The organism is Lactococcus sp. FSL K6-0773 (assembly GCF_038006485.1).
Lineage (GTDB): Bacteria > Bacillota > Bacilli > Lactobacillales > Streptococcaceae > Lactococcus > Lactococcus lactis.
The window spans coordinates 1,144,656-1,157,291 of sequence record NZ_JBBOVF010000001.1; the positions used below are offsets into that span (position 1 = coordinate 1,144,656).

General features: G+C 35.3%; 11 protein-coding genes. 4 read left to right on the forward strand and 7 right to left on the reverse strand.

The window, feature by feature from the left end; all coding sequences use genetic code 11:
- Positions 1 to 31: 31 nt before the first annotated feature.
- Positions 32 to 694, reverse strand: a complete 663-nt coding sequence (locus MHB61_RS05410; protein ID WP_003129657.1) for a YoaK family protein — start codon at positions 692 to 694, stop codon at positions 32 to 34.
- 209 nt (positions 695 to 903) lie between these two features.
- Between MHB61_RS05410 and MHB61_RS05415 the strand changes: the two genes are divergently transcribed.
- The 4 genes from MHB61_RS05415 to MHB61_RS05430 all read left to right on the forward strand — a co-directional run bounded on the left by MHB61_RS05415 (position 904) and on the right by MHB61_RS05430 (position 4,765).
- On the forward strand, positions 904 to 1,122 hold the full coding sequence (locus MHB61_RS05415) for a zinc ribbon domain-containing protein (RefSeq protein WP_003129656.1): 219 nt from the start codon (positions 904 to 906) through the stop codon (positions 1,120 to 1,122).
- A 107-nt stretch (positions 1,123 to 1,229) separates the two neighbouring features.
- Entirely contained in the window at positions 1,230 to 3,224 is a 1,995-nt protein-coding gene (locus tag MHB61_RS05420; protein ID WP_003129655.1) for an ABC transporter ATP-binding protein/permease, read from the forward strand.
- Positions 3,225 to 3,438: 214 nt separating this feature from the next.
- Positions 3,439 to 4,083, forward strand: coding sequence for a DedA family protein (locus MHB61_RS05425; RefSeq protein WP_010905527.1), 645 nt, complete (start codon positions 3,439 to 3,441; stop codon positions 4,081 to 4,083).
- A gap of 70 nt (positions 4,084 to 4,153) precedes the next feature.
- The gene (locus tag MHB61_RS05430; protein ID WP_003129652.1) at positions 4,154 to 4,765 is read left to right on the forward strand and encodes a TMEM175 family protein; all 612 of its coding nucleotides are present in this window, start codon (positions 4,154 to 4,156) and stop codon (positions 4,763 to 4,765) included.
- Between the two features lie 18 nt (positions 4,766 to 4,783).
- Here MHB61_RS05430 and lmrA read toward each other — a convergent pair whose 3' ends face one another.
- The 6 genes from lmrA to cydD form a co-directional block, all read right to left on the reverse strand.
- Positions 4,784 to 6,538, reverse strand: a complete 1,755-nt coding sequence (gene lmrA / locus MHB61_RS05435; RefSeq protein ID WP_010905525.1) for a multidrug efflux ABC transporter LmrA — start codon at positions 6,536 to 6,538, stop codon at positions 4,784 to 4,786.
- Positions 6,539 to 6,639: 101 nt separating this feature from the next.
- Positions 6,640 to 7,314, reverse strand: a complete 675-nt coding sequence (locus tag MHB61_RS05440; protein WP_137016527.1) for an SGNH/GDSL hydrolase family protein — start codon at positions 7,312 to 7,314, stop codon at positions 6,640 to 6,642.
- A gap of 26 nt (positions 7,315 to 7,340) precedes the next feature.
- A complete protein-coding gene (locus tag MHB61_RS05445; RefSeq protein ID WP_003129646.1) occupies positions 7,341 to 7,829 on the reverse strand; it encodes a flavodoxin domain-containing protein in 489 nt (162 codons plus the stop codon).
- A 25-nt stretch (positions 7,830 to 7,854) separates the two neighbouring features.
- Positions 7,855 to 8,730 carry a MarR family winged helix-turn-helix transcriptional regulator gene (locus tag MHB61_RS05450; RefSeq protein WP_003129644.1) on the reverse strand — a complete coding sequence of 292 codons (876 nt, stop codon included), beginning with the start codon at positions 8,728 to 8,730 and terminating at the stop codon, positions 7,855 to 7,857.
- Between the two features lie 293 nt (positions 8,731 to 9,023).
- Positions 9,024 to 10,745, reverse strand: coding sequence for a thiol reductant ABC exporter subunit CydC (gene cydC / locus MHB61_RS05455; RefSeq protein ID WP_003129642.1), 1,722 nt, complete (start codon positions 10,743 to 10,745; stop codon positions 9,024 to 9,026).
- A complete protein-coding gene (gene cydD / locus MHB61_RS05460; protein WP_003129641.1) occupies positions 10,745 to 12,607 on the reverse strand; it encodes a thiol reductant ABC exporter subunit CydD in 1,863 nt (620 codons plus the stop codon). The genes cydC and cydD overlap by 1 nt, the downstream gene beginning before the upstream one ends.
- Between the last annotated feature and the right edge of the window lie 29 nt (positions 12,608 to 12,636).

A 12,636-nucleotide genomic window follows, 5' to 3' on the forward strand; every position in this document is an offset into this window, starting at 1 on the left:
CGCTTAAAAAAATCCTCTTATTTGAGGATTTTTATATTTCATCAAAACGAACAATTAGATAAACGGCCCCTATCATGAAAGTAGAGCCCATCATTGTCCAACTTCCAAACCAATTTCCAGCAAGTGTTGCAATAGCTGCTCCAGCAAAGAAAATACTGATAAGCGCGGCATATATACCAACTGACCGGAGTTTTTGTTTATCTTTGGTAATGATATACTGAGCAAGATTTGCCGACATGGACTTCATATTACCTGTCATAAAGATACTTCCGTAAGCACGACCATGAACTTTTGTAAAAGTATCATATTGAATCGCCATAAAGTAAGAGAAAATCCCAACATAAAAGGAAACAGGAATCTTCAAGCCCAAACCATAAGCCAAGGCAAAAATTGTCACCCCTAACCATTGAACCAATAACAAATAAGAGGCATCAAAACGGCGACGTTTCATCAAATAGTGAGAATAAAAGCCCCGAGTCATTACTCCTAATATAAAGAAGATAATCGGAATTGCAAAATCCCAAAACCTAGCAAAATCTCCTTTAGCAATATTAATCCCCGCCTGAATAACATTCCCTGATTGTGCACCAATAAAACGGTCATTAAAATGAAAGAATGAGAAACCATCCATAAAACCTGCATTTAATGCAAAAATTAATGCAATACGCAGTTTTTCTTTAACTTGTCTATCCATAATTAGAATTATATCACAAAGATTATTTTCATTGTTTTTCAATAATGGTTTGAATTTCACTTTTTTATTTATTATTCTAGATTTAAGTAATATATTAAATAGTGAAGCGGATTCAAAAGACTAAAAGAATCAACTTTTTTGAGTTATAATGGATTTAAATAATTAAGAAGACAAGCGATTTTTCACTTTACTAACGAGGAGGAGTTAAAATGAACGGTTATCAACAACAATACACTTGTATCAAATGTGGCAATCATAATTTTGAAGAAGATCAACTTCAAGCAACCGGTGGAAATTTTTCAAAGATTTTTGATGTTCAAAATAAGAAATTTATTACTATTTCTTGTTCTCAATGTGGTTATACAGAACTCTACAAAGCACAAACGAGTACGGGAATGAATATTTTAGATTTTTTACTGAACGGTTAGCTTAGGTAGTCAATAAATTTGAAAATAAGACTTAGGTCTTATTTTTATTTAAGAAAATTAAGTTATAATGTAAAGTACATACTTATAAGAAAAGGAAGAGAGTCTTTATGGCCGTTTTGGAATTAAAAAATATTAGGAAATCCTATTTTCTTGGAAAAGAAGAATTTCCTGTCCTCAAAGGAATCAACCTCGAGTTTGAACGTGGTGATTTCGTCAGTCTCCTAGGAGAATCCGGGGGAGGTAAGTCAACTCTGATGAATATCATCGGAGGACTTGACCGTAAATATGAGGGGGATGTCATCGTTGACGGCCTTGCTCAAAAAATAAAAAAAGAAAAAGATATGGATGCTTACCGTCGAGATACTATCGGTTTCATCTTCCAATCTTTCAATCTTGTTAGCTATTTGAGTGTATTAGATAACATTTTAATCAGTCTTAAAATGACAAGCTTATCTGATAAAGAGCGTCATGAAAGAGCGATTGAGCTCACAAAACAAGTTGGTCTTTATGAACACCGTAAGAAAAATCCATCACAACTTTCTGGAGGACAAAAACAAAGAGTCGCAATCGCGCGTGCCCTAGCTTCTGACCCTGAAATTATTCTTGCTGATGAACCTACTGGTGCTCTTGACTCACAAAACACGAAAGAAGTTTTAGCACTCTTACGTCAAATTGCTCAATCTGGTAAAACAGTAATCGTCGTTACTCACTCACAAGAAGTTGCTGATTACGGTACAAGAATTATCCGTTTGGCCGATGGACAAATCACAGGTGACGAACGTCTAAAAGAACCCTATCCTGTTGAATCACATCAACGAATGAACTCAAAAGCGTTGTCATATCGTGATACTTTTAGAACAGCCTTTAAACACTTTACTCACTCTTGGAAAATTAATTTATTAATTGCAATCGGAACAGCAATCGGCCTGTTCTCAGTCATCTTTTTCTTAGGACTAGGAAATGGTGCAACCAAATATATGAATGACACCATTACTTCAAGTGTCAATCCGAATGTGGTCACCATCTTCAAGCGGACAACAACTGATAATAAATTAGGAAATGAGCAAGCACTCCAACAAACGCAACAAGAACTTGGAAATGCTGCTACTAACCTTGACAGTACTCATCTTTCAAAATTGAAAAAAGTTGATAACGTCAAAAAAGTTGAGCCAACTTATTCAATTTCTGGCTTAGGAACACTTACTGCCAGTGATAAATCTAAATCTGGTTTAATGACTCTTGATACTTGGACTCAATCAAATATCAATGATGATTACGTTGCCGGTTCAAAACCTGCTGATGGCGAAATCGCAATCTATGCTAGTGATGCTAAAGAATTAAATAAAGATTATAAATCATTAGTTGGTAAGAAAATTACTATAAAAATTCCAGCTAAAACAGCTGCTGGAGCAAGTGTTGAAGTTACAAAAGAATTCACTGTTTCTGGTATTTTGAAAAATCCTCAAGGCCCAGCAAGCTCTTCTAGCAGCCTAATTGCCACTTACAATACTGTCAAAGCTGCTCTTGAATCTGCTAATGCAGATAGTGATGCCACTTATGCAGTAGTTACAGTTAATAAAGTAGATAATGTCAAATCAACAACTTCTGACATTCAAAACTTGAAAATTGATGGAACAAAAGCATTTGTTACATATAGTGTTACTTCATTCCTCGATGTCATCACTAATATTACAAATATCGTCAGCTATGTTCTTGCCGCTATTGCCGGAATCAGTTTGATTGTCTCAATCTTTATGATTGTTGTTACTACTTACATGTCTGTTGCTGAACGGACAAAAGAAATTGGTGTTATCCGCGCACTCGGTGGACGTAAGAAAGATATTTCTCGTCTCTTCACCGCTGAAAGCTTGATTCTTGGTCTGTCATCAGCCGCTATCGCTATTGGATTTGCTTACCTCGGACAATTCCTCATCAATAAAGCTCTAAGTAGTTTCCTTGACGGGGCAAGTATCGTTCAAATTTCTGGTGGACACATTATCTTTGCGATTATCGTTGCTGTATTAATTGCTCTCCTCGCAAGTTTAGCTCCAAGTGGACGTGCAGCACGTTTGAACACAATTGAAGCCCTCGCTTCTGAATAACATACAAATTCTTCTGTCAGTAATTTCAAATGACTGACAGAACTTGTAGATGAAGTTTATCTACTGACAGCCTCTGTCAGTAAACCTATGATTTCAAAAAATAGACCTTGCCAAAAGACAAAGCCTATTTTTTGTACTTTATATTTTTATATTGTTTGGTGGCCTTCCAGCCTTATGTTAGAATTAAAGTAATAGACAAATAAAAGGAGTATTAATGCAAGAAATAATTATCCAAGTCATGAACCAATTTGGCTACTTTGGTGTTGCCTTTCTCATTATGATTGAGAACATCTTCCCACCAATTCCTTCCGAAGTAATCTTAACTTTCGGTGGTTTCATGACTACTTATAGCGAACTGGGGATTATCGGCATGATTATCGCAGCCACTATTGGTTCTGTGCTTGGTGCATTGATACTCTACTTCGTCGGTCGTCTTTTAAGCGTTGAACGCTTAGAAAAATTAGTTTCTGGACGTTTAGGAAAAGTACTTCGTCTTAAACCAGAGGACATCACAAAAGCTGAAAAATGGTTTTTAAAGAGAGGATATGCAACAATCTTCTTCTGTCGATTCATTCCTTTAATTAGAAGTCTAATTTCAATCCCTGCTGGTTCTGCTAAAATGAAACTCCCAAGTTTTCTTATTTTAACAACCTTGGGAACACTTATTTGGAACATTGTTCTAGTGTGCCTTGGAGCCGCTCTTGGTGATAACTGGGAGATGATTGCTGGAATTCTTGATTCTTACTCTTCAGTTGTGGTTGTGATTTTAGGGATTATTTTCATCCTTGCGATTCTTATCTTTGTCAAGAAACGATTTTTCCCCAAAAATAAAAACTATTCATCTGATACAGAAAAATAAGCTTAAATGCTTAATTTTTTTATAAAATTTCATTAACTTTTGTTATAATTGGTAATACAAAGGAGATTTTATGGTATCTAAAGGGCGTTTAGCCGGTTTTATTGATGCAATTATTGCAGTAATAATGACTATTATGTTATTAGAATTCGAATTACCTAAAACAGGTGGAATTCTTGATTTTTTGAAAGATAATCTCGTCTATCTGATTGCTTATCTTTTGAGTTTTATCTATGTTACAACTTCTTGGTTTAATCAACAATATATGCTTTCACAGGCTGAGAAAATCACTCGTCGAATCTATCATAGTTGCATGATTTGGGTACTCTCATTATCAATGCTTCCTGTACTTTCTGCTTGGGCTGGACGCACAATGGACTTCTTTCAAGATTTCGGAATCCACTCACCAAAAGCCCCTGCCCTACTCTTTATCGTGATGATTTATATTTGGGGATTTGCATATAGTTATATGACCGATTGTTTTATTGCTGACAATCCTAAAGAAAAGGCTGAACTAATCGCTCAAATGGATGTTTATCACTATTCACGGAATCCTTTTTGGAAGATTGGAATGGTCATTAGCTTCATTATCACTTTCTTCTATCCCCCTTTTGTATTCATTTATACAGCAGGAGAAATGATTATTGCAACAATAAGAAGTCAAAATAAAAAAAGCTCAACTTAAATCGTTGAGCTTTTTAGTTTATTGACCAACAGTCAATTGTTCTGAAACATACTTAGCATAGAGTGGATGTGTGGCAACAAGTTCATTATGTTTGCCACTCCCTGTGATTTGACCTTTTTCAATGAAGTAAATCTTATCCGCATCAACAATTGTTGAAAGTCTATGCGCAATTACGAGCGTTGTGCGACCTTTCATCAAACTATCTAAAGCCTTTTGAACCATTGATTCTGATTCACTATCTAAACTAGCCGTTGCTTCATCAAGCATGAGGATTTTTGGATTTCTCAAGAAAGCACGAGCAATTGCTAAACGTTGTCTTTGACCACCAGATATTTTCACACCTCGTTCACCAACTTCCGTATTAAGTTGATCAGGCATATTTTCAACAAAGCTTCTTGCAAAAGCTAAGTCAAGAACTTGCCAAAGGTCTTCATCTGTATAGTCTCCTTCAAGTCCATAAGTTAAATTTTCACGAATGGTTCCAGCCATAATTGCTGAATCTTGACTGACAAAACCAATTTGACTCCGCCAATTTTCCAAAGAAATATTATCAATCGGTTGACCATCAATTGTAATTTCTCCTGCCGTTGGTTGATAAAAACGTTCTAAAAGAGAGAAAATTGTTGATTTACCACCACCTGAAGGTCCGGCAAAGGCAATAATTGAATTAGGTTGAGCTTCAAAAGAGATATCACGTAAAATTTGTTCAGAATCATCATAAGCAAAGTCAACATGGCGAGCTGAGAGGGTTTTTCCTTCCAAATCAAGACTTTCTCCTTGATGAAGTACTTCTTGTTCTTCATCAAGTAATTCGGTCAAACGACCTGTTGATCCTGAAGCTTTAGCAAGTTCTGTAAAGAAAGTTGCCACAGTTGGTACGGCTCCGATTAAGTTCATCAAATACATCATCATTCCAAGCAAAGTCCCAAGACTCATGACTCCTGTTGAGATGAGATAAATTCCGTAAGCAAGAAGTCCAAAGATCATCAGCATCATTGATAACATCATAACTGGTGACATCAAACCATCAAAGATGGCTTCTTTTACCCCAATTTTATAAAGGGCATTGACATCATTTTCTGCTTTTTTAGAGGCTTGTTTTTCAGCATTTGAAGATTTTACTAAGCGAATTTCTGATAATGATTCACTAGCAATCCCTTGGAAATTTGCTAAAGAATCTTGTCTAGTTCGCCCAATTTTTTGGCCAAAAGTCATAATCGGGAACATAATGAGCATAACTACTGGAACAGCAATAATCATGGCAAGGGTCAAACGCCATTGCATCTGAAGCATGAAGACAATTGAACCAACCAAAAGTAAAATAGACGTAAAAGCTTGTGGAATACTGTTTGCAATTAAATTTTTAACTTGGGTGGTATCGTTGGCTAAACGAGAACTCATTTCTCCTGTTTTAACTTCATCAAAATATTTTACTGGCAGATGAATCATTTTATCCCAGACACGCGTCCTTAGATTTTTTACAACTGATTCACCAAATATCCCAAGGACAATTGCTGCAATAGCCGAAACAGCAGCTGAACCAATATAAAGAGCGATAACTAAGGCAACTTTGCCACCGTTTACTCCATGTCCAAAACTATTAACAAGTGGTTGAACCATTTTGGGGACTTGTAATTGAATTAGTGTTCCAACGATTCCTGCTAGAATCCCAATGATAAAGAAAAGATAACGTGGCTTTGCAGCACGAATCAATTTGATGAAATGTTTAATGGATGTTTTGTCAACCGCTTTTCCTTCGATACGATTGGCCATTTGTGGACCTCTTTCCATTGTTTGCTTACTTCCTTTTTCTAATTATTGAATTTCAAGACGAAAAGAAATGATTTCAATTACTTTTCGTCTTGAATTATTTTTTATTCTTCCAAATAAACTTTGAGGTTTTCTAAGACAAGTTGATAGCCCGCTGGATTTAGATGCGCTCCATCAAAAGTTAATTCTTTTTTCAAATTGCCATTTTCATCAGATAAACCATCATTAACATCAATAAAGTGAAAATGATGGTTATCTGCAAGTTTTTTTATTTTATCTGAAGCTTTTTGAAACTTTTTATTACTTCTCGTTTCAAATAAAGTTTTTTCATCTGAGTCTTGACCAAAATCAACCGTATTAATCGGATAGTAGCGCATCACATAAACTTGCGTTTGAGGTAATTTACTTTCTATTTGAGAAAGAATTTGATCATAGTTATTCAAAAACTCTTCTTCTGGAATCTCAAAACCGATATCATTCGTTCCAATATTAATAAAGATTTTTGAGGGTTCCAAATTAAAAATTTGACTCTCTATGTGTTCTAATAAAAATGAGGTCGTCGTGGCTCTAACCGCCCGATTGTAGATATAGTGTGAAAAAGTAACGTCTCCAGCTCCCTCCCACTTCTCAATAGGAAATATCTCCATTAATGATGAGCCAACAAATAAAGTTTGTCCCTTTTTTGCTGATAGGTTTGCCTTGTCATAGCTTTTAAGAAGTTCTTCTTGAAAAGCTGCAAGCTGAGGGTTTATCGTAAGAGCCTTGGTTTCTTTTGACATTATCTTCTCCTATAAATTTAGCTATTTTAAATCCACTCTACTTTGTTTAATTGAGCCACAAACTGTTTCTCAGCTTCTGGTAAAAACTCAATCGGGTGTTTTTTAGACTCTAGCTTTATTATTGATTTTGCAATAATTTTATCGTGCCAGTTAAAAGGGGTCAAATTATTTACCTCACCTCCAAAGTTTGCTATAGCTACAGCTTTTTTGCGCAAAGGTTCGGCGATTTCTTTTTTAATCACTTTCGTAAAACTATCATATTCAACCATTGTAACGAATGCCGCAAAAGGTTTCGTTTGCAAAATTTCTTGATATTTTTTTAAGAAACTGCCTACTGAACGTTCAAATTTATGACTATAAACAGGGCTGGCAACAATCACAGCATCAAAATCTTTAGGATTTACTACTTCAGCATTTAAATCCACAAGTGTGACCTGATTTAAATGTATCGCTAGCTTTCTAGCGCACTTGGCAGTATTTCCTGTCTTACCAGCGTAAGCGATGAGTGTTCTCATTTTCCGCTCCTTATCTATTCAATCCTTAGAAATCATCCCAGTTTTCTGGTTTTTTAGGTTCTTTATTTTTGTCTGTCTTTGGTTTAGAATCAAAATCTGGACGACGGTTTCCGTCAAAATCACCAAAACGATTTTTCATTTCATCTGAAAAGTGATCCCAATGTTCATTAAAATCGGCTTGATCTCTTCCACCAAAATTATTTCTAAAGCTATCTTTGAGCTGCTTACCAAAGGCTTTCCAATCTTCACCAAACGGAGCTTGTGAGCGTTCGTCACGACGCATACGATTTTGTCCACGTTTCATTTCTTGAGATGAACGACGCATTTCACGTTGCCAATTTTGCATTTCACGGCGCATGTGATTCCCAAATGCATGACGGTCATGAGCATTCATCATATTTTCCATAAATGGATTTCCGAAAAATTGTGCCATTCGTTGGAAATCTTGATCATTACGTGCGTCGTTATTTTCTACTAATTTTTCCATTAGAAAGGCTAATTGTTCTTGTTCTTCATCTGTTAGATTGCCAAAAATTGTTTCTGAAATATCATTATGCATTGTATCACGTGTTTCTTGAGCTTCACGACCTTTATCAGTCAAGAAAATGCGGCTGACACGTTTATCATTCTCATCTTGTTTACGAATAACCATTTCCGCTTCTTCTAATTGTTTAACCTGAGCTGTTACACTTGAAGGTTTAATATCAAGAAGTTCGGCAATTTCTGCATTGGTTAGACCATCTTTATTCCATAATTCAACGAGTAAACCTTGAGCTCCATTGCGGTTACCGCGATTTTTCATTTGTTTTGAAATCCCATCTGCTCTTAAAGCAAAAAGGATGTTTGGATTGTGCAATAGTTTTGAAAATAGATTCAATAAGTTGTTTGTTTGTTCTGACATTATGTATTCTCCTTATATCAAATTCTTTGTAATTCGTCATCAAAAGCATAGATTAGTCGTTCATCTGGGCCTTCAATAAGTCTGATGAACCAATTCAATTTTTGAATTATTATTTTTATCATCTTAATCATTGGTTCTCCTTTACTATCTTTTAATTTCTTGAAAAGTTTAAATTAATTAGTTAGTTTATTTTTTATTTACCTAACAAAAAAGATTATAAAACATTTAATTAGTTTTGTCAACACAAAAACTAACTAAATTAAAAAAATCAGCCCATAGACTGATTTTTTATATTATTCATTTCCTAAATCAAGTTGATAAAGTTCCTTAAATGTTGGATTATTCTCCAGTAATGACGCGGGTTTCCCATCAAATTTAATCGAGCCATTTTCTAAAAATAGAACTCGGTCCATATGATGAACACCTAATAAATGATGAGTAATAAAAATAATTGATTTATCACGGAGCTGTTCAAAAAAGAGACTTAAGAGTTGATTTTCTGTGATTGGGTCAAGTGATACAGTTGGTTCATCAAGAATTACAACATCAACATCTGATAAAAGAACCCGTGCCAAGGCTAAGCGTTGACGTTCTCCACCAGAGAATCGTTCTCCCGCTTCATCTACTGGTGTCAGAAGTTTTTGAGGTAATGATTCAACCATTTTACGGAGGCCAACTAATTCAAGAGCTTCCCAAATTTCAGCATCACTGGCATTGAGTTTCGCCAAAGTCAAATTAGAACGAAGGCTTGTCGCAAAAAGATAAGGGGATTGATTAATGACACCAATTTTTTCTTCAACATTTTTAGCTTTAGATGGCTCAACACCAGAAAATTGAATACTTCCACTTTGGGGAACTAAATCTCCTCTGATTAATCCGGCAAGTGTTGATTTACCCACACCTGAACGTCCCAATAGAGCGATATGTTCTCCTTGTTTAACTTCTAAATTAAAATTATCAAAGATTTTTTTATTTTCTTCAAATGAAAATTGGAGATTATTGATGACTAAATCTGTAGAAACAATTTCCTCAGTCCTAACTTCTTCGTCTTGGTCTGGTAAGTCATTTAAACGATTGATTGAATCGCCATAACGTTGCGTTTCAACCACCGCATCAGACAAAGGAGAAAAAGCATCAAATAAAGGGAAGGCAGCAAGACTAACTGCCGCAATATAATTAGGCGCGTCTCCCAATCTTAAGGCACCAGAAGACCAAATCATCAAATAGATCACTAATGCGCCATAGACAACTTGTAAAAATAAATTTCTTCTACGTCCGAAAGCTAATAGTTTGGCTTGAATTTTTCTAGCAGATAATTCAGAACCTCGATAAGCTGTCAGAAAATCTTCTTTTCGTCCTGAAAGCACCCAATCTTGTAATCCTAAAATATCATCTGTCAAATGAGAAAAAAGTTGATTGCGATAAATTTTGAGTTCTTCATCTAATTTTACTGTAAATTTCAAAGAAATTAATGGCAAGATAACAATCAAAAATCCTAAGAAGAGCGCTAAACCTAAAGCAAACCAAAGTGAGAAAAATCCTCCAGCAATAATTAGAGCAATCGATAAACTTCCAGCAATTAAAACTGGAAATAATGTTCTCAAAAAGAGGTCTTGTAGATTTCCAATATCTTCATTAAGAACACCCAATAAGTCACCTAAACGGTAACGATCTGCTAATGTAACGGCCGTTTTTTCCAGTCGCAAATAGAGTTTTTTTCGTAAGAGACTTGTGATTTTTAAAATCCAATTATGAGAAGTTAATCTTTCGACATAATGCATCACTGGTCGTCCAATCCCAAAAATACGTACAAAGAGAACTGGAACATAAATCATTAAAATATTTTCTGGTTTTGTTGCTGATTTAGAAATGACATATCCTGAGCTGAACATCAAAAGTCCCGCCATCGAAATTGTAATCGTTCCTAAGAAAATAGATAGAATAAAGCCTGAACGATTTTTTTTCAAAAATGGAGAAATCCAGTCATTACCGAACAAAATATTTTTTAATTTCATTATTTCTGACCCCCATTATCTGACGAAGCTTGGCTGACAGAGCTGTCAGTAGATTTATCATTTACTGACGAAAAGTTTGACCTCTCAGATTCTTTTTCTTCTTGGTCCTTTACTGATTCGCTCGTTTCATTGTCTAATAAATTTTTGTCATCATCAACCCCACGCATCTGACTAAGTAATTTTTGATAGTAAGTATTTTCAGATAATAGTTGTTCAGGAGTTCCAATTCCTGCGACCTGTCCCTCGTTTAATACAATGACCAAATCCATTGATGAAAGCCAATGAAGACGATGAGTAGCAATGAAAACAAGTTTATTTTCAAGTAAAGGTAAAATATTTGCTTTAATTTCTAATTCGGTTTCAATGTCCAGATGAGCTGTCGGTTCATCAAGAAACAAAATATTGCGGGTATGACTTAAAAATGCTCTGGCTAATGCAACACGTTGAGCCTGTCCCCCTGAAATTGTACGGCCACTGGCCCCAATTTGTCCATCAAGACCAATTTCATCGATAAGACTTTCTAAACCAGCAAGTTTTGCTGCTGCTTTGATTTCGTCATCAGTAGAATCAGGTTCGTAAAAAGCTAAATTTTCACGAAAAGTTCCTGCAAAAATATAAGTCTTTTGTGGAATGAATTGAACTGACTGACGATAGTTTTCGTCAGTTAAAGAAGTCAAACTTTGCTCATTTAGTTTAATTTCACCAGCTGTTGGTTTTAGAAATCCAGCCAGCATTGAAAGCAATGTTGATTTACCAGAACCTGAATTTCCGACAATGGCAATTTTTTTAAAGCCATTTACTGACAGAATAACATTTGAGATTCCACGCCCTGTGTCATAAATTTTTCCTAACTCTGTCAGTTGAAGTTGTGAATTTGCACTCCAAGTTACTTTTTCTGTAAGTACTGACAAAGTATTTTCCTCAGTTGATAGAACTTCATTAACAGCTGCCAAAGCATTTTTTCCATTAAGCGTCGCATGATAATCACTTGCAAAATCACGCAGTGGAAGGAAATATTCTGGCGCTAAAATTAGAGCCGCTAAAGCTGGAAAAAGTAAAATATCACCGCTCATTAACCGAAGTCCCAAAAAAAGTGCGACAACAGCAACCGAAAGACTTGCAAAAAAATCAAGGGCAAAGGTTGAAAGCATAGCAATTCTCAATGCGCCCATCGTTTCTTTACGAAAGTCTTCAGAAGTTTTATAAATTGAATTTGAGTAATCTTTAGACAATCCAAAATATTTCAATGTAGAAATTCCACGCAATGAATCTAAAAAGTGATTTGATAAATATTGGAAAGTTTTATATTGACGTTCAGCACGTCCTTGTGCTGCGTATCCCAATAGAATCATAAAAATAATTGCAAAAGGAAATGTCAAAGTTAACACAATTCCACTTTGCCAATCAAGAAAATACACTGGAATCAAAATTAACATTGGGATGATCATCATATTTAAAACTTTGGATAGGACCAATTTAATATAATTTTCAACCTGATCAATTCCTGTGATTACTGTTGTTGCAGCTGAGCCCGAGCCTAAATTAGCAATAGCAACTGGACCAAGTCGGAAAAATTTATCCAACATATCCCCCCGCAATTTTGTTGCTAATTGGTAAGCAAGTTTATCCAGAGCCTTTGAACGACCAAAATTAATAATTTCACGGCTCAAAAAGCAAGCAAAAAAGCCCAAAACCCAAGGAATGGTATGAGAAAATAATTGTCCTTGCCAAAGCTTAGTAATCGCAGTAGCTAGAAATAAAGCTTGACCGGCAATTGCAATGAATTGAAAAACTGCCAGAATCCCCAATATCGGAAACATTCTTCTTACACCTGGCAGTTCAAAAAGAGATTTATCAATCATGTTTAAAGTTACTGATGAGATAATATTTT